General features: G+C 57.3%; 24 protein-coding genes. 8 read left to right on the plus strand and 16 right to left on the minus strand.

Annotated features, from left to right (window positions below):
- Positions 1 to 31: 31 nt before the first annotated feature.
- Positions 32 to 2,044: an excinuclease ABC subunit UvrB gene (uvrB, locus tag F8R23_RS11130; protein WP_129935711.1), complete on the minus strand. Its 2,013-nt coding sequence runs from the start codon at positions 2,042 to 2,044 to the stop codon at positions 32 to 34.
- A 1,138-nt stretch (positions 2,045 to 3,182) separates the two neighbouring features.
- Between uvrB and F8R23_RS11135 the strand changes: the two genes are divergently transcribed.
- On the plus strand, positions 3,183 to 3,893 hold the full coding sequence (locus tag F8R23_RS11135; protein WP_129935713.1) for an ATP-binding cassette domain-containing protein: 711 nt from the start codon (positions 3,183 to 3,185) through the stop codon (positions 3,891 to 3,893).
- 113 nt (positions 3,894 to 4,006) lie between these two features.
- Here the strand turns inward: F8R23_RS11135 and bioD are convergent, their stop codons facing one another.
- From bioD to bioB, 4 genes are read right to left on the minus strand one after another with little or no spacing between them, the layout of a single operon-like run.
- The gene (gene bioD, locus F8R23_RS11140) at positions 4,007 to 4,681 is read right to left on the minus strand and encodes a dethiobiotin synthase (RefSeq protein ID WP_129938556.1); all 675 of its coding nucleotides are present in this window, start codon (positions 4,679 to 4,681) and stop codon (positions 4,007 to 4,009) included.
- On the minus strand, positions 4,674 to 5,441 hold the full coding sequence (gene bioC, locus F8R23_RS11145; protein WP_129938557.1) for a malonyl-ACP O-methyltransferase BioC: 768 nt from the start codon (positions 5,439 to 5,441) through the stop codon (positions 4,674 to 4,676). The genes bioD and bioC overlap by 8 nt, the downstream gene beginning before the upstream one ends.
- The gene (gene bioF, locus F8R23_RS11150) at positions 5,425 to 6,576 is read right to left on the minus strand and encodes an 8-amino-7-oxononanoate synthase (RefSeq protein WP_151415633.1); all 1,152 of its coding nucleotides are present in this window, start codon (positions 6,574 to 6,576) and stop codon (positions 5,425 to 5,427) included. Before bioF ends, bioC begins: the two co-directional genes overlap by 17 nt.
- A complete protein-coding gene (gene bioB, locus F8R23_RS11155) occupies positions 6,576 to 7,613 on the minus strand; it encodes a biotin synthase BioB (protein ID WP_012005745.1) in 1,038 nt (345 codons plus the stop codon). The genes bioF and bioB overlap by 1 nt, the downstream gene beginning before the upstream one ends.
- Positions 7,614 to 7,703: 90 nt before the next feature.
- On the opposite strand from bioB, the gene bioA reads away from it, so the two are divergent.
- Entirely contained in the window at positions 7,704 to 8,978 is a 1,275-nt protein-coding gene (gene bioA, locus F8R23_RS11160; protein WP_151415634.1) for an adenosylmethionine--8-amino-7-oxononanoate transaminase, read from the plus strand.
- 4 nt (positions 8,979 to 8,982) lie between these two features.
- Here bioA and F8R23_RS11165 read toward each other — a convergent pair whose 3' ends face one another.
- On the minus strand, positions 8,983 to 9,384 hold the full coding sequence (locus F8R23_RS11165; protein ID WP_129938559.1) for a YkvA family protein: 402 nt from the start codon (positions 9,382 to 9,384) through the stop codon (positions 8,983 to 8,985).
- A 166-nt stretch (positions 9,385 to 9,550) separates the two neighbouring features.
- On the opposite strand from F8R23_RS11165, the gene F8R23_RS11170 reads away from it, so the two are divergent.
- Entirely contained in the window at positions 9,551 to 10,033 is a 483-nt protein-coding gene (locus tag F8R23_RS11170; RefSeq protein WP_112350094.1) for a kinase inhibitor, read from the plus strand.
- Between the two features lie 42 nt (positions 10,034 to 10,075).
- Here F8R23_RS11170 and pgl read toward each other — a convergent pair whose 3' ends face one another.
- Positions 10,076 to 11,071, minus strand: coding sequence for a 6-phosphogluconolactonase (gene pgl / locus F8R23_RS11175; RefSeq protein ID WP_129938560.1), 996 nt, complete (start codon positions 11,069 to 11,071; stop codon positions 10,076 to 10,078).
- 178 nt (positions 11,072 to 11,249) lie between these two features.
- Between pgl and F8R23_RS11180 the strand changes: the two genes are divergently transcribed.
- On the plus strand, positions 11,250 to 12,074 hold the full coding sequence (locus F8R23_RS11180; RefSeq protein WP_151415635.1) for a pyridoxal phosphatase: 825 nt from the start codon (positions 11,250 to 11,252) through the stop codon (positions 12,072 to 12,074).
- Positions 12,075 to 12,105: 31 nt separating this feature from the next.
- Here F8R23_RS11180 and modC read toward each other — a convergent pair whose 3' ends face one another.
- The 9 genes from modC to F8R23_RS11225 form a co-directional block, all read right to left on the minus strand.
- On the minus strand, positions 12,106 to 13,173 hold the full coding sequence (gene modC / locus F8R23_RS11185) for a molybdenum ABC transporter ATP-binding protein ModC (protein ID WP_112350091.1): 1,068 nt from the start codon (positions 13,171 to 13,173) through the stop codon (positions 12,106 to 12,108).
- A complete protein-coding gene (gene modB / locus F8R23_RS11190) occupies positions 13,174 to 13,863 on the minus strand; it encodes a molybdate ABC transporter permease subunit (RefSeq protein WP_129935726.1) in 690 nt (229 codons plus the stop codon). It abuts the gene before it with no gap.
- Positions 13,860 to 14,633 (minus strand): molybdate ABC transporter substrate-binding protein, encoded by a 774-nt coding sequence (gene modA / locus F8R23_RS11195; protein WP_129935728.1) that lies wholly within the window; start codon positions 14,631 to 14,633, stop codon positions 13,860 to 13,862. Before modA ends, modB begins: the two co-directional genes overlap by 4 nt.
- A 157-nt stretch (positions 14,634 to 14,790) precedes the next feature.
- The gene (locus F8R23_RS11200; RefSeq protein ID WP_085115649.1) at positions 14,791 to 14,934 is read right to left on the minus strand and encodes an AcrZ family multidrug efflux pump-associated protein; all 144 of its coding nucleotides are present in this window, start codon (positions 14,932 to 14,934) and stop codon (positions 14,791 to 14,793) included.
- Between the two features lie 169 nt (positions 14,935 to 15,103).
- Positions 15,104 to 15,889 carry an ABC transporter ATP-binding protein gene (locus F8R23_RS11205; protein ID WP_112350089.1) on the minus strand — a complete coding sequence of 262 codons (786 nt, stop codon included), beginning with the start codon at positions 15,887 to 15,889 and terminating at the stop codon, positions 15,104 to 15,106.
- Entirely contained in the window at positions 15,886 to 16,932 is a 1,047-nt protein-coding gene (locus tag F8R23_RS11210; protein ID WP_151415636.1) for a FecCD family ABC transporter permease, read from the minus strand. The genes F8R23_RS11205 and F8R23_RS11210 overlap by 4 nt, the downstream gene beginning before the upstream one ends.
- Position 16,933: 1 nt before the next feature.
- Positions 16,934 to 17,689, minus strand: coding sequence for a class I SAM-dependent methyltransferase (locus F8R23_RS11215; protein ID WP_151415637.1), 756 nt, complete (start codon positions 17,687 to 17,689; stop codon positions 16,934 to 16,936).
- 1 nt (position 17,690) lies between these two features.
- On the minus strand, positions 17,691 to 18,692 hold the full coding sequence (locus F8R23_RS11220; protein ID WP_129935734.1) for an ABC transporter substrate-binding protein: 1,002 nt from the start codon (positions 18,690 to 18,692) through the stop codon (positions 17,691 to 17,693).
- Positions 18,693 to 18,699: 7 nt separating this feature from the next.
- Positions 18,700 to 20,865: a TonB-dependent siderophore receptor gene (locus tag F8R23_RS11225; protein WP_129935736.1), complete on the minus strand. Its 2,166-nt coding sequence runs from the start codon at positions 20,863 to 20,865 to the stop codon at positions 18,700 to 18,702.
- A 204-nt stretch (positions 20,866 to 21,069) separates the two neighbouring features.
- Here F8R23_RS11225 and modE point away from each other — a divergent pair, with 204 nt between their 5' ends.
- From modE to F8R23_RS11245, 4 genes are all read left to right on the plus strand, one after another.
- Entirely contained in the window at positions 21,070 to 21,861 is a 792-nt protein-coding gene (modE, locus tag F8R23_RS11230) for a molybdenum-dependent transcriptional regulator (protein ID WP_112350084.1), read from the plus strand.
- A 90-nt stretch (positions 21,862 to 21,951) separates the two neighbouring features.
- Complete coding sequence (modF, locus tag F8R23_RS11235; RefSeq protein WP_151415638.1) at positions 21,952 to 23,424, plus strand: molybdate ABC transporter ATP-binding protein ModF; 1,473 nt, start codon at positions 21,952 to 21,954, stop codon at positions 23,422 to 23,424.
- Between the two features lie 130 nt (positions 23,425 to 23,554).
- The gene (locus F8R23_RS11240) at positions 23,555 to 24,127 is read left to right on the plus strand and encodes a cysteine hydrolase family protein (RefSeq protein WP_151415639.1); all 573 of its coding nucleotides are present in this window, start codon (positions 23,555 to 23,557) and stop codon (positions 24,125 to 24,127) included.
- 136 nt (positions 24,128 to 24,263) lie between these two features.
- Entirely contained in the window at positions 24,264 to 25,082 is an 819-nt protein-coding gene (locus F8R23_RS11245; RefSeq protein ID WP_129935742.1) for a CPBP family intramembrane glutamic endopeptidase, read from the plus strand.
- The last annotated feature ends 98 nt before the right edge of the window (positions 25,083 to 25,180 follow it).

Genomic DNA, 25,180 nt, shown 5'->3' on the forward strand with positions numbered 1-25,180 from the left:
GCAGCGCCCCCCCTGGCGGCGCCCCAACCGGTCACGAAATAGCGATAAACTGCTCGCGCAGCTGGTGGATCTCATCACGCAAGCCTGCCGCCAACTCGAACTCCAGATTCTGTGCGTGGGTATACATTTGCGCTTCCAGCTCGCGGATTTTTTGATCAAGGGCTTTTGGCGTGAGGTGTTGATATTGCGCGGCGTTTACCGCCGCCTTGCCTTTCCCTCGGCCCTTGCCGCGATTACCCGGTTTGCCCAGCTGCAATACATCGGAAACTTTCTTGTTCAGGCCCTGCGGCACGATGCCATTTTCTTCGTTGAACGCCTGCTGTTTGGCGCGACGACGTTCGGTCTCGCTTATCGCCCTGGCCATCGAGTCGGTAATTCTGTCACCGTAGAGGATCGCTTTACCATTGAGATTACGCGCCGCACGACCAATGGTCTGGATTAACGAACGTTCGGAACGCAGGAAGCCTTCTTTATCTGCGTCCAGAATCGCCACCAGCGACACCTCAGGCATGTCCAGCCCCTCACGCAACAGGTTGATACCCACCAGCACGTCAAACTCGCCCAGGCGCAGGTCACGAATGATTTCGACCCGTTCCACTGTATCGATGTCCGAGTGCAGATAGCGTACCCGCTCGCCGTGCTCTTCGAGATATTCGGTCAGGTCTTCCGCCATGCGTTTGGTCAGGGTTGTGACCAGTACGCGTTCGTTGATTGCCACCCGCTTGCGAATTTCAGACAGCAGGTCATCCACCTGGGTGGTCACCGGCCTGACTTCTATTAGAGGATCCAGCAAGCCGGTAGGGCGCACCACCTGATCGATAATATCGTCGCCGGACTTCTCCAGCTCATATTTGCCCGGCGTGGCAGACACATAAATGGTCTGCGGCGCCAAAGCTTCAAACTCTTCAAAGCGCATCGGGCGGTTGTCCAGCGCCGACGGCAGGCGGAAACCGTATTCCACCAGCGTCTCTTTGCGCGAACGGTCGCCCTTGTACATAGCGCCGATTTGCGGAATGGTGACGTGGGATTCATCGACCACCAGCAGGCCATCCGCCGGTAAATAATCAAACAGCGTCGGCGGTGGCTCGCCCTCTTTACGTCCGGACAGGTAGCGCGAATAGTTTTCAATGCCGGAGCAGTAGCCCAGTTCGTTCATCATCTCCAGATCAAACTGGGTGCGCTGCGTCAGGCGCTGTTCTTCCAGCAACTTGTTGTTGGCCAGCAACACCTTGCGCCGCTCGGCCAGATCCACTTTGATCTCTTCCATCGCCTGCAGGATCCGCTCACGCGGCGTCACGTAGTGCGACTTCGGGTAAATGGTAAAACGCTGGACCACCTGTTCGATCTGGCCGGTCAAAGGATCAAACAGCGAAAGCCGCTCGACTTCCTCATCAAACAGCTCGATGCGCAGCGCCAACTCGTCTGACTCCGCCGGGAAGACGTCGATCACCTCGCCGCGGACGCGGAAGGTTGCGCGCTGGAAGGCCTGATCGTTGCGGGCATATTGCAGCTCCGCCAAACGACGCAGGATCGAACGCTGATCGATGATCATGCCCTTGGTCAGGTGCAGCATCATCTTCAGATACAGATCGGGATCGCCCAGGCCGTAAATCGCCGAGACCGACGCCACCACGATCACATCGCGGCGCTCCAGCAATGCTTTGGTCGCGGAAAGACGCATCTGCTCGATGTGTTCGTTCACCGCAGCATCTTTTTCGATAAAGGTGTCGGAGCTGGGTACGTAGGCTTCCGGTTGGTAGTAGTCGTAGTAAGAAACAAAATACTCGACCGCATTCTCGGGAAAGAACTCTTTCATCTCGCCGTACAGCTGCGCCGCCAGCGTTTTGTTAGGTGCCAGCACCATGGTGGGCCGGTTCAGATCGGCTATCACATTGGCGACGGTAAATGTCTTGCCCGACCCGGTAACGCCCAGCAGCGTCTGGTGTGCCAGACCGTTTTCCAGGCCCTCTTCCAGCTTGCTGATGGCTTGTGGCTGATCGCCGGCCGGTTTGAATTCGGAATGCAGTTTGAAAACTTTACTCATGGACTCGGCTACCCTGTGGAGATGTGCGCGCTCAGGCGGCCATTGAGCTGATGCTCAATTGATGGCCTCTAATTATGGAAAGCCCCGGCGATTTTTGCCAGTGCCTATGATACTGGATATAAAACCAGCTTCAAGCGATTCGTCGCTTAAGCGTGCGCCAAACCAGGCCGAATGCACCGTTGGGGTTACAGCCGCGTGACATTTTTATTGTCAATAACAGATTTATCCCCAAAATCCGTCACGAATTAACTTATTGATAGCACTGCGGCCAAAAATCATACATAGAGACTTCATCAATACATTGGCCGCTTGATTTTAGTTAAAATATTGATAATTAATGATTTTACAAAAAAGACGAGATTGCGGACAAAGCGAACAGAACCCGCGTCCGCTCTCACTTTAAACCAGTTTTCTCAATCTAATGCACAAGGTTATCCACAGGAATGGTGGATAACTCTCACCACCCCGCCCCGGCTGGGAGTTGCAGAAAGAGCGCTTTTTGCCGTTTCTGTCCGCCAAGATGACTTTTTTAGTTATTTTTTCACAATAATATCGCTTTGGTTATGCCGATTAATGCTAAAAAGCCCCATTGCCAAAAACGGATTTATCTCATTGCTGCCATCACCTGATGCATCTTGCTACAACCGACGAAATAGTTTGCACCATAAGCATTCTTCGCAGCACTGGAAGAGTGCAAAAATCGTCCGCGTTAACTTTCCCCTCTATTTTCACTTGGTCCGCCAGGCCCGTCCTGGCGCGAAAAACCGTTAACAAGGCAATAACAATCCTGTTTTTAACGGTTTTATAAAGTTGGCCCAAGGGTTGCATTACCCTTGGGTGGCAAAAGTTCGATCGGGATAAATAACCGGGATGTAATGGCGGAATTATCCGCTGTAATTTTGCGTACGGACGGAAGTAAAACAACCGCTCTTTACTTGATAAAGACTAAAGAGCACGGACAAGCCGACAATAACTGCGTTTTCTGCCTATGTATCACTTGTTTTACCCGAATTTAAACTGCCTGGTAAAAGGCAGTCATTCAGCACTTTATTCTGGACATTAAAGCACTCGGGAAAGAAACCGCTACTGTGAAAACGGTGGCAAGGAGTGGAATACGATTCTTTGAGGAGAATGCCGGATGTTGAGTTTAAGGTCAGTGAATCAGTTTTACGGGCAAACCCATACCCTGTGGGACATCAATCTGGAATTGCCGCGCGGCCAGTGCACGGTGCTTATCGGCCGTAACGGCGTGGGCAAGACCACGCTGGTGAACTGCATCATGGGCCATTTGCCGGTGGTCAGTGGCAGCATGACCTGGCAGTTGGCGGATGAACCGCCACAAAACCTGCTGCGGCAACCGGTGGAAACCCGCACCGCGCTGGGGATCAGCTATGTTCCGCAAGGACGACAAATCTTTTCGCAGCTCAGCGTAGAGGAAAACCTGCAGGTAGCGCTGATGGCCGGCCGCGATAAAAACCGCCGCATTCCGCCTTTGATTTATAACCTGTTCCCCAACCTGCGAGAAATGCGCAGCCGCAGAGCCGGCGATTTGTGCGACGGCGAGCAGCAGCAACTGGCGATTGGTCGCGCCCTGGTGCTGGAGCCGGAACTGTTGATCCTCGATGAACCCACCAACGGCGTGCAACCCACCATTGCTGCCGATATCGGTAACGTGATCCGCAAACTTAACCGCGAACTGGGTATGACTATCCTGCTGGTGGAACACAAGCTGCCGTTTGTCCGTCGCGTGGCGGACCGTTTCTGCCTGATGGATCAGGGGCGCAGCGTAGCCGATGGCACGCTGGAACAGTTGGACGAGGAGTTGATTAATGCCTACCTGGCAGTTTGAGGCCGTGAACTGGGGAAAATACTTCCCCAGTTCAGACTGCTGGCAAAGCCCGTTATTAGGGAGAGCGCACCGAGGAGCGCCAAGCCTAGGTATCTCTGGTTCAAAAACAACTGTTATAAAACGCTCAAATCAAGATAGTGCCCCAAAGCCTGCCGTTCGGGTTCGGCCAGATGGGGGATCTCTCCCAGCAATGGCGCTGGCAGCATGCGGCGCAGCGTGGTCAGATATTCCTGATGGCGAAGGCCCGGCGCACTGACGTCGTTGGCAACCCAGCCCACCAGCGACAATCCCGCCTGTTGGATCGCCTGCGCGGTCAGCACGGCATGGTTAATGCAACCCAGTTTGATGCCCACCACCAGGATCACCGGCAGTTGCTCCCGCTGTACCCAGTCGGCGAAGGTATGCTGCCCGGAAAGCGGCGTAAACCAACCGCCTGCCCCCTCGATCAACACCCAGTCAGCCCTTTGCTCCAGGTGGCGCAGACCGGCGGAAAGCCGGGCTAGCTCGATTGGCCGCCCCTCGTCGGCACTGACAATGTGCGGCGAAGTCGGTTCGGCAAACACATAAGGATTCACTTCTTCGTAGCTCAGCGCCACGGCGCTGTTGGCCTGCAATGCCAGCGCATCGCCGTTGCGCAGCCCCTCGGCCGTCATGTCACTGCCGGAAGCGACCGGCTTGTAACCAGCCGTGCGATAACCCGCCGAATTGGCCGCCTGCAACAAGGCGCTGCTGGCCACGGTTTTACCCACTTCGGTATCGGTGCCGGTGACGAACCAACGCTTAATCACGATAAATCACTCCATAAACCAGATGATAGCTGAGCGGGAATTGTCCACCATGGCGCGGATAGGCAGCCTGCAAGGCGGCAAGCCGCCGACGGGACAGCAAACCGGCTTCGCGCCCCTGATGCAAATGGGTGGCGCCGATCCCCTTGAGCGATCGCATCAGCGCCATCACATCAGGATAATGCAGGGTTTGCCGCTCCGTCTCCAGACGGTGACGATAGCCGGCGCAGGCCGCGTCGATCTGCGCCAGCGGCAGAAAGTCGTTCACATGGCGTTCGCCGTCTACCTGCTGCCAGGCATCGCCCAGTTCGCCCAGCGATCCTTCCGCCAGGGTAGAAAACAAAATCACGCCACCCGGCCGGGTTACCCGGTACAACTCCGCCAAAGCGCGCGGTAAATCGCTGCACCATTGCACCACCAGGCTGCTGAAACAGATATCCACCGCGGCCGCAGGCAGCGGCACATTTTCGATATCCCCCAACAGATAGTGGTCCGCAGCCTGCTGCTGGCGGGCGAATGCCAACATGCCCGGCGCCAGATCGAGCGCGGTGACCTGCTTGCCGAGTTCGCGCCAGCGACGGCTAAAGTGACCGGTGCCACAACCTGCATCGAGCAGTTGCTCGCCCCGATGCTCCGCCCCCATCTCCAGCAAGCGCTCACCGACGTCGCGTTGCAGTGCCGCCGCCGAATCATAACTGCCCGCCGCACGGCTGAAAGCCGAGGCGACCGCCTGCTTGTTGACCGGCTCAAAGGCTGACGTCATGCAATACCTCCAGCAGACGATCGATATCCTGCGGTTGATGCGCCGCCGTCAGGGTAATACGCAGACGCGCCCCGCCCGGTGGCACCGTTGGCGGACGAATAGCGCTCACCCACAGCCCCTGTTCGCGCAGACTTTGCGCCAGATCGAGCGCTCGTTGGTTATCACCCACCAGCAAAGGCTGTATGGCGGTAACCGACTCCGTCAGGCTGAGCGACAACTGGGCTGCCCCCTGACGGAGACGCTGAATATTATCCTGCAGCCGGGCACGCAATTCGTCGCCCTGTTGAATGCAATGCAACGCCGCCTGCAATGCGCAAGCCTGCGCCGGTGGCATCGAGGTGCTGTAAATCAAATGGCGGGCAAACTGCAGCAGATATTCGGCGGTGGGTTCATCACACAACACTGCGGCACCGCTGAGGCCAAAGGCTTTGCCGAAAGTGACCACCAACAGTTCGGGCCGTACACCCTGCTGCCAGCAACTGCCGCGCCCCTGCTCGCCGTGTACGCCGATACCGTGGGCGTCATCGACCATCAGCCAGGCCCCCGCCGCGCGGGTCAAACGGTGCAGCTCCGCCAGTGGCGCACTGTCGCCGTCCATGCTGAATACCCCTTCGGTCACCGCCAACATTTGACCGTCGCAGGGTTTGGCGAGTAAATCAGCCAGCGCCTGGGGCTGATTATGACGAAAACGACGCAACTGGGCCGGTGAGTGGGCAGCCGCCTCCAGTAAAGAAGCATGGCTGAGCCGGTCGGCTAAAATACGATCCTCGGCCTGCATCAGAGCCGCCAGCAGCGCCTGATTGGCGGCATAGCCAGAGATAAACAGCAACGCACGCGGGTAGCCAAGCCAGTCCGCCAGTTGCTGTTCCAGCACCTGATGTGCCGTAGAAAAACCGGTAACGTGACCAGAGCCACCGCTGCCGACCCCATACTGCTGCGCGCCCTGCTGCCAGGCGGCGATCACCTGGGCATTCTGGCTCAGGCCAAGGTAGTCATTGCCGGAGAAATTCAGGTAATGCTCGCCATTAAGCTGAATATGGCGACCATTGCCGCCCTGATTCACCTGGCGACGGCGGTAAGCGGCGCTCTGTTGCCGCTCCTCCAGCGCTTGTTCAATGCGTTGTTGCCAGCTCATTACAGTGCCGCGTTGTAAAACTCAGCGGTATCCGCCTGCATCAACTGCGCAGCCAGCGCCTGCTGTTGCTGGTTGTCGCCGTGCTCGGTTTCGGTCTGCTGCGGGTTCAGGCCCAGTTTGCGGAACAACTGCAGGTCTTTGTCTTCTTCCGGGTTTGGCGTAGTCAGCAGTTTGCAGCCATAGAAGATCGAGTTGGCACCGGCCATAAAGCACATCGCCTGAGTTTGCTCGTTCATCTGCTCACGGCCGGCGGAAAGACGCACGTAAGAAGCCGGCATCATGATGCGTGCCACCGCAATGGTGCGGATGAAATCAAACGGATCGACGTCTTCGTTATCGGCCAGCGGCGTGCCTTTGACCTTCACCAGCATGTTGATCGGTACGCTCTCCGGCGGCGTCGGCAGATTGGCCAATTGCACCAGCAGCCCGGCGCGGTCACGCACCGTTTCACCCAGCCCGACAATGCCGCCGGAACAGACTTTAATGCCCGCGCCGCGCACTTTACCCAGGGTATCCAGACGTTCCTGATAGCTGCGAGTGGTGATGATATTGCCGTAAAATTCCGGCGAGGTGTCCAGGTTATGGTTGTAGTAATCCAGCCCGGCATCCGCCAGCCGTTCCGCCTGCGTACCATCCAGCGTGCCCAGCGTCATGCAGGTTTCCATGCCCATCGCCTTCACCCCTTGCACCATCTGTTGCAGGTAAGGCATATCGCGCTCGTGCGGGTTTTTCCACGCCGCTCCCATACAGAAACGGGTCGATCCATTCGCCTTGGCCTTACGCGCCGATTCCAGCACCTGCTCCACCTGCATTAGCCGCTCCGACTCCAGGCCGGTTTTGTAGCGCGAACTTTGCGGACAGTACTTGCAGTCTTCCGGACAGGCGCCGGTCTTGATTGATAACAGCGTGCTCACCTGCACCTGACGTGGGTCAAAGTGCTGGCGATGAACCGTCTGGGCTTCAAACAACAGTTCAAGCAGGGGTTTATCAAACAGGGTCTGGGCAAGACCCACTGTCCAGTGAATGCGATCGGCCATCACGGCGTCTCCAAAAATGAAAAAAGTGTCGTCAGTTTAGATATTGTGGATATACTGTCAACCATTACGAACATCATTTGGTTTACAAGTATGTCTATCACTGCCTCCGACCTTGAATTCGACCAGCGCCATATCTGGCACCCTTACACTTCAATGAGTCACCCACTGCCCTGTTACCCGGTAGAGGCCGCCAGCGGCGTTGAACTGCAGTTGGCCAATGGTCGACGCCTGGTTGACGGTATGTCGTCCTGGTGGGCAGCCATTCACGGCTATAACCACCCGCAGCTGAACCTGGCTGCCACGCAACAGCTGGAAAAAATGTCGCACGTGATGTTCGGCGGCATTACCCATCCTGCGGCTATTGCCCTGTGCCGCAGCCTGGTGGCCATGACGCCGGAAGCATTGCAGTGCGTGTTCCTGGCGGATTCCGGCTCGGTGGCGGTGGAGGTGTCGCTGAAGATGGCGCTGCAATACTGGCAGGCGCGCGGGGAACGGCGGCAACGCATTTTGACCCTGCGTCACGGCTATCATGGCGATACCTTTGGTGCGATGTCGGTGTGCGATCCGGACAACTCAATGCACAGCCTGTATCAGGGTTATCTGGCACCACACCTGTTCGCTACCGCGCCGCAGTGCGGTTTCGATCAGGCCTGGGATGAAAATGATATCGCGCCGTTTGCCGCCCTGCTGGAACAGCATGCCGGGGAAGTGGCGGCAGTGATCCTCGAACCGGTGGTTCAGGGTGCCGGTGGCATGCGCATCTACCATCCGACCTATCTCAAACGGGTGCGTGAACTGTGTGACCGCCATCAGGTGCTGTTGATTGCCGACGAAATCGCCACCGGCTTCGGCCGCACCGGCAAGCTGTTCGCCTGTGAACATGCTGACGTGGTGCCGGATATCTTGTGCCTGGGCAAGGCGCTGACCGGCGGCTATATGACGCTTTCCGCCACCCTGACCACCCGTCACGTGGCGGAGACCATCAGTAAGGGCGCTGCGGGCTGCTTTATGCACGGACCTACCTTTATGGGCAACCCGCTGGCCTGCGCAGTGGCTAACGCCAGCCTGTCACTGTTGGCGGAAAACCGCTGGCAGCAGCAGGTCGCCGCTATCGAAAGCCAATTGAAACAGCGGTTATTACCGCTGAAGGCGCTGCCAAAAGTGGCGGATGTACGGGTGCTGGGGGCAATTGGCGTGGTGGAAATGCGTGAATCTGTCGACGTGGCGCAGCTACAGCGTGGCTTTGTCGAGCGTGGCGTGTGGATCCGGCCCTTTGGCAAACTGATTTATTTAATGCCGCCGTACATCATTGAACCTGAACAACTCAGCCGCTTGACCGACGCAGTGACGGCCGCGGTACAGTAATCGATCACCAATGCTGGTCCAGATAACGGGCCAGCAACACCAGACACCCCACCCACAGCAGAATAATCATCACCGCAGCCATACGGCCGGTAGGATTATCGATGCGCCGCTGCGCTTTCTCCCGAAACTCCGCCATCAGCGGCTTGGGGATCAACCGCACCGCCAGCATGATGCCCAGCGGCACAATAATCACGTCGTCCAGATAGCCCAGCACCGGAATAAAGTCCGGGATCAGATCGATAGGCGATACCGCATAACCCGCCACCAGCAGGGCGATCAATTTGGCATACCAGGGCGTGCGCCGGTCACGGGCTGCCAGCCAAAGAGCATAAATATCGCGCTTGATGCCCTTGGCCCAGCGGCGCAGCCAGCCAAACCACGGCGTGCGTTTTTTTAATGAAATCATGGTTACTTTATATCGAGCTGTGAATGATTGATTTCGCGAATGTAGCCTCGCGGTTAATTATGGTAACCCATAGGTGAGGCGACTGGCGAGGTACAATGCTGCTTGTGTTGTTCCGGCAAAACGATCTAGCTTAAGGCTCTGCTTTTACCGACAACAAGGAGTCACCATGACTTTTCGTTTGTACAGCAATGAGTTGCAAGACGGTGCAAAAATGCCGGAACGTCAGGTGTTTAACGGCATGGGCTATCACGGCGATAACCTGTCGCCGCACCTCGCCTGGGATGGCGTACCGGAGGGTACTAAAAGCTTCGTGATTTCGGTTTACGATCCCGATGCCCCAACCGGCTCCGGCTGGTGGCACTGGGTGGTAGCCAATATTCCGGCGGCAACGCGCGAACTGCCCGCTGGCGCCGGCTCCGATAAAGGGGGTTTACCGGCCGGTGCTATCCAGACCCGTACCGATTTTGGTTCCGCCGGTTACGGCGGCGCTGCCCCACCGCAGGGCGAAAGTCACCGCTATCACTTCACAGTGCATGCGCTGGACGTGGAAAGCATCGAGGTGGATGAAGGCTCCAGCGGCGCGCTGGTCGGTTTTAACGTGCACTTCCATAGCCTCGGCAGTGCCACGCTGACGGTGAAGTACAGCTGATTTTTTGGCAAACTAAGGGGCGAATGTATTCGCCCCCAGGTTTTATTTAGCCAGGATGCTTACCCACATAGGCCCTTTCCCCACAGGGTAACGCGCCAATGTGCTCAGCTTGCCGCTGGCCTGATCAATCTCGTATACCCCGATATGATCGGACTTCTGGCCGGACGAAATCACAAAGCGACCGCTGTGGTCAATATTGAAGCCGCGCGGCTGCTCTTCGGTCGGATGATAGCCGACCACTGACAGGCTGCTGCCGTCCTCGGACACGCTGAAAATAGTCAGGATGCTGGCGGTGCGGTCACTGGTGTACAGGAAACGGCCGTTCGGCGTGATGTGGATATCCGCCGCCCAGCGAGTGCCGGTGAAATCGGCTGGCATGATGTCCAGCGTTTGCACCAGGGTATATTTACCGCCGTTTTCACTGATGGCGAACACGTCCACCGTGCCATCCAGCTCGTTCACGCAGTAAGCATATTTGTCGTTATGGTGGAACGCCATATGACGCGGACCGGCGCCGTTAGCGGTCGCCACGGCTTCCTGGCTGTGTGGCGTCAGTTCGCCTTGCAAGTCCAGATTAAACAGGCGAATGCGATCTTCTTTCAGGCAAGGCACCAGCAGCAGCTGATTAGTCGGGTCGATATTGGCCGAGTGTGGCGCGGTCAAACCGTCGATCTGCTGGATAGGAGCGACCACTACGCCATCATGGCCGATCGGACTGACGCTGGCGCAGTTGCCGCTGTAAGAAGCGGAGAACAGAAAACGCCCCTGTAAATCGGTAGAGATATGGGTTGGGCTGCCTGGCAGCGGTGCCATACCGGCCTGTTGCAGTGTGCCATCCGCCTCAATGCGGTAGCTGACAATGCCGAAAGCCGGACGCACACCGACGTACAAATGCGTTCTGTCCGGGTGGATCACCATCGGTTGGACCTGGCCCGGCACTTCAACGCTCTGCAGCAATGTTAACGCACCCGTGTCGCTTAACTGCCACACGTGAATTTGCTGGCTTTCCGGGCTGGCGACATAAACGATTTGCTTCATGAATTCTCCTTGAATAGGGTAAAAGAGAAACCGGTTTCAGGTTTTTCGGTTTCCCCTAGCTTACCTCACCACTGTGACATAACAACCCCGCGATGCAGATGAAATCTGTGCGGTTTTATCCATCGCTTATCCGGTGTACCATCGGTTTAATTTTGATGCTAACAATAATGAGAACCCTATGAGCTACCGCGTCATTGCCCTCGATTTGGATGGCACCTTGCTGGACAACCAAAAACGCATTTTACCGCAGTCGCTGGCGGCCCTGGCCCAGGCACGCGCCGCCGGTATCAAAGTGGTGGTGGTCACCGGTCGCCATCATGTGGCGATCCACCCGTTCTATCAGGCGCTGGAGATAGATACCCCGGCAATCTGCTGTAACGGCACCTATCTGTATGACTTCCAGCAGAAAAAAGTGCTGGCGGCCGATCCGCTGGAAAAAGCTCAGGCCAAGCTGGTGTTGCAGATGCTGAAGCAAAGCGACATTCATGGCCTGATGTACGTAGACGACGCCATGCTGTATCAGGATGCGAGCGGCCACGTCACCCGTTCATTGGCCTGGGCAGAAACTCTGCCGCCGGCACAGCGCCCAACCCTGTTGCAGGTCAACAGCCTGGTTCAGGCCGCCGACGAGGCGCAGTCGATCTGGAAGTTCGCCACCTCGCACGCCGATATTCCTGCGTTGCGCAGCTTCGCCGAGACGGTGGAGAAGGAACTCGGACTGGCCTGTGAATGGTCATGGCACGATCAGGTCGACATCGCCAAAGGCGGCAACAGCAAGGGGAAACGCCTGCAACAATGGGTGGAGTCTCAGGGCTTGAGTATGGATCAGGTGGTGGCCTTCGGGGATAACTACAACGATCTCAGCATGCTGGAAGCGGTAGGTCTGGGTGTGGCGATGGGCAACGCCGACGATGCTATCAAACAACGCGCCGATTTGGTGATCGCCGATCACCTGCAGCCAGGCATTGCCGAGGTGATCCGCACCCGCGTGCTGGGTCAGTAATGTTATTGCCCTCCCACTGGGAGGGCGCTATTCAACGCGCCTCGCGGCTGATCGACACGCTTTTAACCTGCGCATACAACCACTGCCCCGGTCGGATCGCCAGTTCGTCACGCGCCCACGGCGTAATACGCGCCCAGAGTATGCTTTCCCCCACCGCCAGTTTCACCTCTACCTGCCCGTCAACCTCCAGGCACTCGCTCACCTTGGCCGGCAAAACGTTACGGATACTGCTGTTGACCGGCGGTTGTAATATCAGCGAGACATCGGCGGCATTGATGCGGATACGCAGTTGGGCGCCCAGTGGGGCATCGACACCGCTGACCCACAGCCGTTGGTCACCCAACGCCAGCGCCGTCATTGCATAGCGCGTATGGTGTTCAATCACGCTGACACGTAACACGCTGCTCTGATCCTCACGCTGCAACCAGGGCCGCAGCGCGCTACTGGCCCACACTTCTTCCAGCCCACCGAATGCCCGTACCTGACCGTTATCCAGCACCATGACTTGCTCCGCCAGGCGCAGGATTTCGTCCATGCTGTGGCTGACGTAGAGGATCGGCGTGTTGACATCCTGTGCCAGCCGCTCCAGGTAGGGCAACAGCTCGCGCTTACGCGGCAAGTCCAGCGACGCCAGAGGTTCGTCCATCAACAACAGTTCCGGCGCGGTCAACAAGGCACGGCCAATCGCCACCCGCTGTTTTTCACCGCCAGACAGCGTCAACGGCAGGCGATTAAGCAACGGGCCGATACCCAGCAGTTCAACAATATTGTCGAATTGGGCTCGCATGCCAGCCGCCATGCCGTACTGCAGGTTGCCTCGCACCCGATAATGCGGGAACAGGCGCGCATCCTGAAACACATAACCAATACGACGTTTTTCCGGCGGCAAGCACAGGCTGCGATCGGTATCCACCAGCGTACGGCCGTTGAGGACAATTCGGCCCTGTTGCAAAGGCGTCAGGCCGCCGATAGCGTTGATTAATGAGGTTTTACCGGCCCCGGACAGACCAAAGATAGCGGTGATGCCCTGAGCGGGCAGATCGGCGCACACCTTAAGGTTAAGATCGCCAAGGCGTTGGCTAAAATCCAGCTCCAGCATTTACACGCCCATCCGTTTACGGCCCCAACGGGCCAGCCACTCGGAAACCATCAGTGAAACCAGAGACAGCACAATGGCAATCACGCACAGACGCGCTGCGGCGGCTTCTGCCCCCGGCGTTTCAATCAGGGTATACATCGCCAGCGGGATGGTGCGCGTCTCGCCGGGAATATTGGAAACAAAGGTAATGGTGGCACCGAACTCGCCCAGCGACCGGGCAAAGGCCAGCACCACACCGACAATCACACCGGGTAACGACAGCGGCAACGTGATGGTGAAAAACACCCGCCACGGGTTGGCCCCCAGGGTACGGGCGGCTTGCTCCAGGCGGGTATCTACCGCCTCCAGCGCCAGCCGGATGGCACGTACCATCAGCGGGAATGCCACCACCGCTGAAGCCAATGCCGCGCCGCGCCAGCTAAAACTGAAGCTGAAACCGAACCAGTCATACAGCCATTCGCCGATCGCGCCGCGCCGCCCCATGGCGATCAGCAATATATAGCCGACCACCACCGGCGGCAGTACCAGCGGCAGGTGGATAATGCTGTCCAGCAGCGACTTGCCGGGGAAGCGGCAGCGCACCAATACCCAGGCCATCAGAATGCCAAAGGGTAAGCTGCACACTACCGCCAGGGCGGACACTTTCAGGCTCAGCTCAACCGCCTGCCACTCGTACTCACTCAAAATCATTTACGGGGGGAGAATCCATACTGTTTGAAAATGGCAGCCGCTTCCGGGCTCTTCAGGTAGCTGTAGAACGCGCTGACGGCCGGTGTTTGATGACCTTTAACTATGGCCATCGGGTATTCAACCGGTTTGTGACTGTCTTCCGGGAAGATCGCCACCACGCTGACTTTATCACTGGCTACTGCGTCCGAGCCATAAACAATACCCAACGGAGCTTCACCACGTTCCACCAGCGCCATCGCGCTGCGTACGTTGTTGGCCCGCGCCAATTTTGGTTCCAGTGCAGTCCAGGCACCCAGGTTTTGCAGCGCGTCCTTGGCATAAATACCTGCTGGCACGTGGTCCGGATCGCCCACGGACAGACGGCCGCCATTCAGCAATTTCGCCCAGTCGGTCTGCTTATCGAGCGTGATTTTAGCCGGTTTGGCATCTTTGGCAGCGATCAGCACCAGCTCGTTACCCAGCAAGGTATAGCGGGTGTCTTTGGCTATCTGCTGTTTGTCGATGGCATAATCCATCCACTGTTGATCGGCGGAGATAAACAGATCGGCCGGAGCACCCTGCTCAATCTGGCGTGCCAGCGTAGAAGAGGAGGCGAAAGAAGAAACCACCTGAACATCCTTGCCTTTCTGATACTGGGTCGCGATGTCCTGCAACGCGTTAGTCAGCGATGCCGCCGCAAAAACGGTGACTTTCTCCGCCGCAGAAGCCTGCATGATCATACCGGACGCCAATACAATACCGCCGACCCACTTGGTCCATTGCTGTTTCATTATTTTCTCCGCAAGTTAACGTGCATTATCACTCTTCGTTATATAAAAAATAATATAACGTCGCGCAGAAGCTTGTCATGCGGTTTATCGGCAGAGTGGGAGATAACTTGAGAAACACCCGCCGAACGACGCCGGCGGGTATAGAGAAGGGGTGGTACTAGGTGCGGTTCTCTTTAGAATGACCCACTTTGGAGAAGACGTTGAACACTTCCCCCAAACCGTAGATCAAACCGAGAATGATGGCCATAACGATTGGCACCATCACTACGGCGAACAGCAAACTTTCCAATAATTCCAACATGGTAGCCTCACTTAACTGCCCATTGAGCGGTAATGAACACCGCCACGTAATCTTTACTTTAAACCAAAACACTCGCTAAAACGTGGTTATTTTAAAGACTGGGTGAAATTTGTAACCGGCCAAACGTGCCATTTGTGCCGCAATCCATAATCCCTACAACCAATGAGCACTACTGGGCCGGGTAATAGATCAGCGGTGCGGCATAATCGCCAACCGTCGCCAGTCGAGCTTCCACACCATACACCTGATCAATAATTTTCGGCGTCAGCACCTCCCCCGGTGAGCCAAATGCGTGCATATTCCCCTGCTTTAGCAGCATCAGACGGTCGCAGTAACAGGCCGCCAAATTCAGGTCATGCAGTGACACCACCACGCTGATGTCCAGACGTCGCAGTAAAGCCATAAACTGTTGCTGGTGGGCAATATCGAGATGATTGGCAGGCTCATCCAGCAGCAACCACGGGGTTTGCTGTGCCAGTGCCCGCGCCAAATGAACCCGCTGTTGCTCGCCACCGGACAACTGATGCCATTCCCGTTCGGCAAGCCGCGAAATGCCCACTTGCTCCATCGCCAGCCCGGCAATGCGGTAGTCTTCTGCACTAAACCCCGCCCAGCGGCTGGCGTAAACCAGGCGCCCGAGCAGCACCACGTCTTTTACCGGTATGGCAAAGGCCCCGGGCCCGGACTGTTCGAGGAAAGTCATGCTTTTGGCGCGTTCACGTCCTGACAGGCTGGCGATGTCGGTATCTTGCAGATAAACCCGCCCCTGTACCGGAGGGGTCAACCCCGCCAACAGCTTGAGCAAGGTGGACTTTCCGCTACCGTTGATGCCAAGCACCCCGGTAATTTCACCGGGACGGGCATGGAAGCTAAGGTTATCCAATACCCTTCTCTCCGGCGTTGACCAACTCAAGCGTTCGGCACGCAGTCCCGGCAAATCCTTTTCAGCCGTCATGCGTTTATTTTCCGGTACAGCAGCGCCAAAAACACCGGTACGCCCAACAGGGCGGTCAATACCCCTACCGGCAGCTCACGCGGCGCGAACAGGGTTCTGGCCAGGGTATCTGCCGCTACGGCAAACAGTGCGCCGCACAATGCGCTGGCTGGCAGCAGTACCCGATGGCGTGGCCCAACCAACAGCCTGGCGACATGCGGCACCGTCAGGCCGATAAACCCCACCGCGCCGCTGAACGCGACAATAACGGCAGTCAGCGCCATAGTGATGACATACAGCAACAGCTTCAGCGGTGCCACCGCCACCCCCAAAGAGGCCGCCGTCAGACCGCCGAAGGCCAGGGCATCCAGCTCCCCCGCCCTCATCCAGCAAACCAGTAACGCCAGCGCCAGCAGCAGCGCAACCAAACCGACCTGCGGCCAGCGGGCGTCACTGAAGGATCCCAACAGCCAGAACATCACACCGCGAGTGGCATTGGCATCCGCCTGCCACAGAGTAATCAGCGAGGTCAGGGCTGAAAGTAACTGCGTGACAGCCACCCCGGCAAGAATAAACAGCGTTGACTCCGCGTGCAGGGAACGGCCGGCAAGCAGTAAAACCAGCGCAAATGCCCCGGCCGCGCCGATAAACGCCCCACCGGATACCGACAACAGACCACCGCCCAGCCCCAACGCCAGTACCAACACCGCGCCCACCCCGGCCCCGGAGGAGATCCCCAGTACCCAGGGATCGGCCAAGGGGTTGCGCGTCAGTGACTGCAGAATGGTGCCAGCCAGCGCCAACCCGGCACCTGCCGCTGCCGCCAGCAAGGCTCTCGGCATTCTCAGCGACCAAATTATTCGTTGATACACTTCGGTGTTGCCCTGGGGATCCGCGCCAGCGGGATCAGATAAAATATGCCACGCGTCATACAGCGATATCGGTGCCGGTCCGTACAGCGAAGCGCCCAGCAAAAACAGCGGCAACGCCAGAGCAAGTATTAACAACCAGCCCCCTGAGCGCCCCGGCAGCAAAATGAAACGGCGGCGTACAGACCCGTCCATGCTATTTCCAGCCTGCAATCACGTAGTCATCCAGCAACTGCCAAACAGGCCCGGCCTCGGTGAAACCCGCCTGCCTCAGGCTGGCAACCTGAAAGTCCAGCGCGGTCGCCGGGGGAACCGGCCGCCCGGCAAACAGGCTTTCGCGCGCTTGTCGATATTGCGCCAGTTCCGGCAGCTCCTGTACTTTGGCAAACCACCTATCCCAATCCTCAACGCCGGCCTGCCAGGCATGTTGTTGCGTCTGTTCATCGTGCCGTTCGGCCAGCGCTTTAACCCGCGGGTGCCGATGGTCAAAGCGCTGATGATCGGCGTTCAAAAAAACGCCACCGTCAGGCAACAGCTCGGCGATGTTGCGGTACAAAACCCCCAGTTGCTCCGGCATCAGCCAGTGCAGCGCAGTGCTGGAAACCACCGCCTGCGGTGCCGGGCCGTCGAGAGATGCAAAACATGCCGGATCGGCAAGATCGGTCTGAATGATGCGGACCCGATCGCCGTATGTCGCCAGTGCCCCACGGGCGATAGCCAGCAATAACGGGTCGAGATCTACCGCCGTCACCCTGGCTCGAGGAAAGCGCTGAAGAATACGCAGGCTAAGCGAACCTGGACCACAGGCCAGATCCAGCACCTGAAAATCCTGGCCCACCGAGAGCTCCAGCACGTCCAGCTGGGCATTAAAACGTGCTTCCCGTTCAGCGATATAAGCGCCCTGCTGTTGATCCCACAAGGCCAGCAGTGAAGAGAATGAAAACGAGGACATATCAGGGTTCCTTATTGGCAGTAGGTAAACGTAAGGCCTGTTGCTGCAGACCTGTTATTAAGCGGTGCAAGGCCGCAACCGTGCGGACCGAAGGATCCAGGTCATAGCCGGGCAAAATCACATAGCGTTTTTGCTGCACGGCACGCAGGCTGGCGGTCAGGGGGTGATGCTCTAAAAAATGGATTTTGTCTTCGGCGCTGTCACCGAGGCCGCCACGGGGTAGATCGCCAAGCACGATCAGGTCGGGATCGCGGGCAGCTATGGTCTCCCAGGAAACGGTGGGCCAAAGTTCGGGCAGATCGCCAAACAGATTTTCACTGCCCACCTGCCTGGTCAGCAGCGCCGGTGCGCCGCAACAGCCGGCCACATAAGGGGTTTGAGTGCCGGCGTACCACCAGAGAATCCGTTGATGAGGGAGCGATGCCGCTTGCTGCCCCAGCTCCCGCAACTGAGTTTGCAGATGCTGAATTAAGGTTTCAGCGCCGCGGGAAACATCAAAAATGTGGGCGATATCCCGCAGTTCGGCAAAAATGTCGTCAAAGCTGGCCGATGAGCTGGCCGCGCTTTGCTGACCTCCGCAGACATTGGGCGAGAGATAGGTGGCAATCCCCCACTCTGTCAGCCGGTCGCGGCTGGGTGTTTCCGGGCTGTTGAACCAGTAATAGCTGGCCGAATAGATAAAATCCGGGTTCAACAGCAGCAAGGGTTCCGCCGCCGGTGGCGCAGTAGCCGCCAGTTGGCTCAGTACCTTGCCCCATCCTGCAGGCGCCGGAGAAGGGGCCGTATCCCGCGCATAGTCATAGCCAATAATCCCGACAATGCGCTGAGCCAACCCCAGTGCCAGCAGGTTTTCCAGCGCGGGGTTGGCGTATACCAGCACGCGTTCCGGCACCACCGGGTAACGGTGCTGTTGGCCACAGTTGTTGAACGCAACAGGCCCGGCCTGCGCCAGCGTACTCAGCAGCAGCCCCAGCGCGAGCAACAGACGAATTATCGGCTGCATGACGCTATCAGAACCTCACCGAAATAAAGCTTTCATAGGTCCGCGACGGCGCAATCAGCACCTGATCCGGATAGGTCCGCTGGTAGGCATACAGTTGATTGGTGGCGTTTCTGATGCGTACCCCCACGTCGACCACCGGCGTGAGCTGATAGTCTGCCGCCAGATCGAGCGTGGTATAGGCTGGCATTTTGCGTTGGTTGGCATCGTCGTTATAACTGCTGCCCACGTAGCGCAGCGATGACGTGAGCCCCAGTTGCTGCGTCGGCTTGTAACGTGTGGTGAGGTTGGCGGTCAAGTCAGGAATGTAAGCCGGACGGTTGCCGTTATAACTGCGCAACGGGCTACCGCCGCGATATTCATCATAACGGGCGTGGGTGTAGGCCGCATTGGCAACCAGTTCCCATTGCCAACTGGGGCGTAACATCAGGCTTAACTCTACGCCACGCGAAGTTTGCCGACCGACCGCATTCAGCGTATCCGGCTGTTGCGCATTCGGCACGAACAGGTTGTCCTTGCGCAGTTCGTACAGCGCCAATGTGGCTTCACCCTTGTTATCCCAAAACTGCCCCTTGGCACCGACTTCCCATTGGCGCGCCCGTGTGAGCGGCAAACCGGTTTGCGACGGACTTAAAAAGAACAGATCGTTGCCAGGCTCTTGGCCGGTGGTGAAGTTGGCATAGACATTAAGATTGTCAGTTAACGCATAGCTGGGGCCCAGGCTCCAGACGCTGAAGACGTAGGTGTGCTCATGGGTTTCCTCTTGCGGGTTCTGGAAATGCCAATCCATCTGCATATGGTTGTAACGTAACTGCCCCAGCAGGGTTAAGCGGTCGGTCAGGCTGAAATGGTCTTCAAGAAATCCGGCATACTGATTTTGCGTGACGCGGCGAACCGGTGTGCGCTGAAGATCGGTTCCCTGTGAAAAATCTTCTCTGACTGGCGCCAACAGGGGCACCTCTTCAGAACCGGGGAAGCCATTGGAGTAGTACTGAAAGCGCCGTTTGCTCACATCAACACCCACCACCAGCCGGTTGTCAAAACCGCCCAGTGGCCGATCGAACACCAGTGAACTGCGGTTACCGATCAGACTGTCGTCATGGGCCAGCGCACCGAAAGAATCACGGTTGACGTAACCGGGCTGAGTCGCCGCCGAGGTTCGAAAGCGTTCTACATTGCGCCACTCACGAAAGCCGCTGTAGTAGTAGAACTGGTTATGCAGCTCGATTTCCGGCGTGGTGAACCAGTCCATACTGGCCTGGAACGAGGTCGAGTTGCTCTGGATCCGGCTGTCGGTCAGGTTGTTGTAGTTAATATCGCGCAGCTCGCGGGCTATCTGCCCTTCCACCAGCGGCGTACCGTAGTAAGGATTGGTAGTGCGGTTAAGCATGCGATCCAGGCTCAACGTCAGCAGAGCATTCTCTGTCAGCTTAAATAGCAAGGAGCCGGACACCCGTTTCTGTTTGTCGCGCTCATATTGCACGTTGGTACCGCTGTCGCTGCCGCTGACGTCCAACCGATACGCCGCCGCGTCCTCCAACAGCGTCCCCCCGGAACCGAGATGCAGGCGCTGGCTGTTATAACTCGACAGCCCGTAGTCGAGCTCAACGGGCTGGCGGCTAAAGGTCGGCTGGCGCGAGATCAGATTGACGCTGCCCCCGGCGGCGCTCAGACCATTCAACACCGAGCCGGGGCCGCGCAGAACTTCTACGCTGCCGTAGTGGGAAGGGTCCGCTAACTGGAGGGTACTGCCGGGGGTTTCGACACCGTTATACAGCCAGGATACCGGCCGGAAACCGCGGAGCGAAAAATTATTGCTGAGCGTCGGCGAGGCCACGCCTGACATACCGGGCGCATGTCCAACCACATCTGCCAGCGTCCGATCGCCACGCTGCTCAATAGCCTGCTGGCTGATAACATCGACACTGCGCGGCGTTTCCTTGCTAGTCAGGCCCAGGCGTGAAGCCGTCTGGGTGATGGTATTTAACCCGCCATAGAGGCTTTGCGCTTGGGCTGATGCTTCAACGGTCATGCTGTCTTCGCAGCGCGGTGAGTTTTCGGTTTTATGGCAGTCCGCGGCGGCCTGTACGGTACCCGACAGGCTGAAAAACAAAGCCGTGGCCAGATAATAAGGTGGTTTTTTGGGCGTGACGAAACGCCGACGTGCAGCACTCATTTACAGCATCCCTGTGGTGAAATAAAAAACCGGTACGGCCGAAGACCGTTATTGTATTTTTTGTTATGTTATAACATAACCAAAACCAGAGGCCAGTTTTTATTATCCCTGTGTAACCACGCCCATCACGGTTGGCGACGCATCATTTGGCGCTTTGCCCACAAATCAGCGACAATAAGGCTTTTGCAGCCGACAGGACGCGTTATGCAGGCCGAAATCCTTCTTACTTTAAAACTCCAGCAAAAACTGTTCGCCGATCCACGCCGCATCGCGCTGCTTAAACAGGTCCGGCACACCGGCTCCATCAGCCAGGGGGCCAAACTGGCAGGCATCAGCTATAAAAGCGCCTGGGATGCAATTAACGAAATGAACCAGTTGGCGGAGCAAACGGTGGTGGAACGCGCCACCGGTGGCAAAGGCGGTGGCGGTGCTCAGGTGACCCACTACGGCGAGCGGCTGATCCAGCTTTACGATCTGCTGGGGCAAATCCAGCAAAAAGCCTTCGACGTATTGCAACAGGACAACCTACCGCTCGACAGCCTGCTGGCGGCCATCTCCCGCTTTTCACTGCAAACCAGCGCCCGCAACCAGTTCTTCGGCACCGTGATCGAACGCGATCACCAGCAGGTGCAGCAACACCTGGATATTTTACTTAACGACGGCAAAACCCGCCTCAGTGCTGCCCTGACCCAACAGAGTGCCGATCGGTTGCAGCTTTCGCCCGGCAAGGAAGTGCTGGCATTGATTAAAGCGCCCTGGGTGAAGCTGAATACCGACCCGTCTTTGGCCGGGGCGGCAGATAACTCGCTAGCCGGCGTAGTGGCCAGCATCCAGCCAGGTGCCGATCACAGCGAAGTACTGGTTACGCTGACCGGTGGTGAAACCCTGTGCGCCACCGTGACCAATCCGGAGTTGCAACAGCTTAAACTGCGCCCCGGCAGCGCGGTGTATGCCATGTTTAACGCCGACCGGGTGATTGTCGCCACGTTGTGTTAAACGCAACGTTACGTTGCGTTTTTGCCGATTGACATCCCCTCGCAATGCGCCTATTTCTAAACAAAATAATTGCATAAAAAGGAACAGGTGATGTCGTCGTTGCACATTTCGCAAGGTTCGTTTCGCTTAAGCGATACCCGTACCCTGACGCTGGATGCGCTGGATATTCAGGCCGGCGACAGTTGGGCTTTTGTCGGCGCTAACGGCAGCGGCAAATCTGCACTGGCACGGGCACTGGCCGATGAACTGGTGCTGTTGAGTGGCGAGCGTCGCAGCGATTTCAGCCATGCAGTACGTATCTCTTTCGAACAGTTGCAAAAACTGGTCAGCGACGAATGGCAACGCAACAATACCGACCTGCTCAGCCCCGGCGAAGAAGACACCGGTCGCACGGTAGCCGAGATTATTCAGGAAGAAGTCGGGGACCCCGCCCGTTGCGCGCAACTGGCAGAGCAATTCGGTATTACCCCGCTGCTGTCACGCCGTTTCAAATACCTTTCTACCGGTGAAACGCGAAAAACCCTGCTGTGCCGGGCGCTGATGCCGCAACCCGACTTGCTGATCCTCGATGAGCCTTTTGATGGACTGGACGTCAATTCGCGCGCGCAATTGGCTGCGCTGCTAAGCAACCTTTCTGGACATGGCTATACGCTGGTGCTGGTTCTCAACCGTTTTGACGAGGTACCGGACTTTATCCGTCAGGTCGGCGTGTTGGCAGACTGCACGCTGGCTAGCCAGGGAACGCGGCAGCAAGTGATGGCGGATGCGCTGGTGGCACAACTGGCGCACAGTGAAAATCTGGATGGCCTGTCTTTGCCGGAAACCGAAGATCCGGCACAAAAAACCACGCTGCCGGCAGACCAGCCACTGATTATCCTGCGCGACGGGGTGGTCAGTTATAACGACCGACCGATCCTCAATCATCTCGACTGGCAGGTTAATCCCGGTGAGCACTGGCAAATTGTCGGCCCGAACGGCGCCGGTAAATCCACCCTGCTCAGCCTGATCACCGGCGATCATCCTCAGGGCTACAGTAACGATCTCACCCTGTTCGGCCGCCGTCGTGGCAGCGGGGAAACCATCTGGGATATCAAACGCCATATCGGCTACGTCAGCAGCAGCCTGCACCTTGACTACCGTGTCAGCGCCAGCGTACGCACGGTCATCCTTTCCGGCTTCTTCGACTCGATCGGCATTTATCAGGCAGTATCCGATCGCCAGCGGCAATTGGCCGACCAATGGTTGGCACTGCTGGGGCTTGGTGGCTCAAACAGCGAGGCGCCGTTCCACAGCCTGTCCTGGGGTCAGCAACGGCTGGTATTGATTGCCCGCGCACTGGTCAAGCATCCGGCGCTGCTGATCCTCGACGAACCGCTGCAGGGGTTGGATCCGCTCAATCGCCAACTGGTGCGCCGTTTTGTCGACGTGTTGATAGGCCAGGGTGCAACCCAGTTGTTGTTTGTCTCACACCATGCGGAAGACGCCCCGCAGAGTATTACCCACCGTTTGAGCTTTGTCCCTGACGGCGACGACTACCGTTATCAGTTCGATACGCTGGTCTAAAAACGTCGCTAATCCCGCGGATGGGTGGTCCCGCCACTCATCCGATGACATATCCGGCAACACTTCCTCGGTCACACATCACATTTGGCCTTTTATCATAAGGGGTAAAGGATTCGTTTCTGGAGACACTATGTCCGCCGCACTGATTATTATCGATCTTATTGACGATTTGATTGGCCCCAAAGGGCGTGCAAACCATTGCCGTGAACAGGTGATAGCGCAAAATCTGATTGCCAACACCAATGCCGCTGCGGCTTACGCCCGGGTACGCAAAATCCCGGTGATTTGGGTACGCGTGGGTTTTGCCGACGACTACCACAATATTCCCGCCCACTCTCCACTGTTTAACCACCTGAAACAGATTGGCGCGCTGCGTTTAAGCAGCCCCGGCTGCCAATGGGATAAGGATTTGCAGGTCTTACCGGCGGATTTTCAATTCGAAAAGAACGGGGTTTGTGCTTTTGCCGGTAACAATTTGTTAGCCTGGCTGCAGCAGCATCGTTGCCACCATTTGTTGCTGGGCGGCGTCAGCACCCCGCTGGCGATTGAGAGCACTGCCAGACAGGCGCACGACGCCGGTTTCCAGGTCAGCATCTTGCAGGACTTGTGCGCCGCACCGACTCTGGAGATGCACCAGCAGAGTCTGGATATCCTGCAGAATCTGGCGGAAATCACTCGTTCATCGGCCTGGATGAAAGGTTAATGGCACCATTTACGCCACTGCCCCGACCTTTGCTGTAACTTCACTGTGTTACTATCCGAATTAGCGCTCAATTCCGCCATGATCACACGCCGTAAAGGCACTGAGCGCCGTGTACATATTTTAAAGGGACAGAGTTATGTGGGGCGTACTGGCTACGGCGTTATTCTTTTTGCCATTTAACCGGCTTATTGCCTGGTTGATTTTGGCTGCATCGGCAGGAATGGGGATGTACCACGGGGTTCTGACTCCGCTCAGCCTGGCGTGTTTATTGGCTATTGCCGCCCTCGCGGGGCTGCGGCACCATTTTCGTACGCGGCGCAACCTGGCGGTTCCACTCGAAGTGCTGGTGGTCGCAAGCTGTGTGGCGCTATTCCTGCACTGGGTGCCAGGCTTCCATAACCAGCTGATGATTGACGGTGATAAAGCCGGCCCGTTGAGCGCGCCGTTCACCATGTATTACAACTTCGATAAGGCGCTGGTGCCCTTCCTGCTGTTTGCTTGTTTACCTACGTTGTTTGCGGCACAAACCGGTAAAAGCACTCATAAATTCGGTTGGATCGCGCTGATTCTCAGCGTCCCGGCCTTGCTGTTACTGGCGGTGGTGCTCGGCGGCCTGAAGATAGAACTGCATACCCCAGTCTGGATCCTGGCGTTTATCATGGCCAACCTGTTCTTTGTCTGTATGGCCGAAGAAGCCTTGTTCCGGGGTTATTTGCAGCAACGTCTCAGCCAGTGGCTGGGCGCCTGGCCGGCATTGATTATCGCCGCGCTGATCTTTGGTGCTGCACACCTGGCCGGCGGTATGCTGATGGTGGCTTTCGCCACGCTAGCCGGGGTGATTTACGGCTTGGCGTGGATGTGGAGCGGTCGTCTTTGGGTGCCCATCCTGTTCCATTTCGGGCTTAATCTGACCCATCTGCTGCTGTTCACCTACCCGCTGTACCAACACCCCTGATCTTCTGAGCCGGCAGATAATTATCTGCCGGCTTGTTAGTGAAAGCGCTATCACTTCCCCCTGAGAGTTATTTCCCTCCCTTTCTGCTCCTGCTGTAT

It is taken from the genome of Serratia proteamaculans (genome assembly GCF_008830365.1).
Taxonomy (GTDB): Bacteria; Pseudomonadota; Gammaproteobacteria; order Enterobacterales; family Enterobacteriaceae; genus Serratia; species Serratia proteamaculans.

Coding starts and splice junctions, on each gene's coding strand:
- F8R23_RS11215 (WP_151415637.1), bottom strand. CDS start 17,689: ATGTCCTCGTTTTCATTCTCTTCACTGCTGGCCTTGTGGGATCAACAG.
- bioF (WP_151415633.1), bottom strand. CDS start 6,576: ATGAGCTGGCAACAACGCATTGAACAAGCGCTGGAGGAGCGGCAACAG.
- F8R23_RS11225 (WP_129935736.1), bottom strand. CDS start 20,865: ATGAGTGCTGCACGTCGGCGTTTCGTCACGCCCAAAAAACCACCTTAT.
- modA (WP_129935728.1), bottom strand. CDS start 14,633: ATGAAACAGCAATGGACCAAGTGGGTCGGCGGTATTGTATTGGCGTCC.
- pgl (WP_129938560.1), bottom strand. CDS start 11,071: ATGAAGCAAATCGTTTATGTCGCCAGCCCGGAAAGCCAGCAAATTCAC.
- F8R23_RS11165 (WP_129938559.1), bottom strand. CDS start 9,384: ATGATTTCATTAAAAAAACGCACGCCGTGGTTTGGCTGGCTGCGCCGC.
- F8R23_RS11210 (WP_151415636.1), bottom strand. CDS start 16,932: ATGGACGGGTCTGTACGCCGCCGTTTCATTTTGCTGCCGGGGCGCTCA.
- F8R23_RS11220 (WP_129935734.1), bottom strand. CDS start 18,692: ATGCAGCCGATAATTCGTCTGTTGCTCGCGCTGGGGCTGCTGCTGAGT.
- F8R23_RS11170 (WP_112350094.1), top strand. CDS start 9,551: ATGACTTTTCGTTTGTACAGCAATGAGTTGCAAGACGGTGCAAAAATG.
- F8R23_RS11180 (WP_151415635.1), top strand. CDS start 11,250: ATGAGCTACCGCGTCATTGCCCTCGATTTGGATGGCACCTTGCTGGAC.
- bioC (WP_129938557.1), bottom strand. CDS start 5,441: ATGACGTCAGCCTTTGAGCCGGTCAACAAGCAGGCGGTCGCCTCGGCT.
- F8R23_RS11200 (WP_085115649.1), bottom strand. CDS start 14,934: ATGTTGGAATTATTGGAAAGTTTGCTGTTCGCCGTAGTGATGGTGCCA.
- F8R23_RS11135 (WP_129935713.1), top strand. CDS start 3,183: ATGTTGAGTTTAAGGTCAGTGAATCAGTTTTACGGGCAAACCCATACC.
- uvrB (WP_129935711.1), bottom strand. CDS start 2,044: ATGAGTAAAGTTTTCAAACTGCATTCCGAATTCAAACCGGCCGGCGAT.
- F8R23_RS11245 (WP_129935742.1), top strand. CDS start 24,264: ATGTGGGGCGTACTGGCTACGGCGTTATTCTTTTTGCCATTTAACCGG.
- modB (WP_129935726.1), bottom strand. CDS start 13,863: ATGATTTTGAGTGAGTACGAGTGGCAGGCGGTTGAGCTGAGCCTGAAA.
- modF (WP_151415638.1), top strand. CDS start 21,952: ATGTCGTCGTTGCACATTTCGCAAGGTTCGTTTCGCTTAAGCGATACC.
- F8R23_RS11205 (WP_112350089.1), bottom strand. CDS start 15,889: ATGACGGCTGAAAAGGATTTGCCGGGACTGCGTGCCGAACGCTTGAGT.
- modE (WP_112350084.1), top strand. CDS start 21,070: ATGCAGGCCGAAATCCTTCTTACTTTAAAACTCCAGCAAAAACTGTTC.
- modC (WP_112350091.1), bottom strand. CDS start 13,173: ATGCTGGAGCTGGATTTTAGCCAACGCCTTGGCGATCTTAACCTTAAG.
- F8R23_RS11240 (WP_151415639.1), top strand. CDS start 23,555: ATGTCCGCCGCACTGATTATTATCGATCTTATTGACGATTTGATTGGC.
- bioB (WP_012005745.1), bottom strand. CDS start 7,613: ATGGCCGATCGCATTCACTGGACAGTGGGTCTTGCCCAGACCCTGTTT.
- bioA (WP_151415634.1), top strand. CDS start 7,704: ATGTCTATCACTGCCTCCGACCTTGAATTCGACCAGCGCCATATCTGG.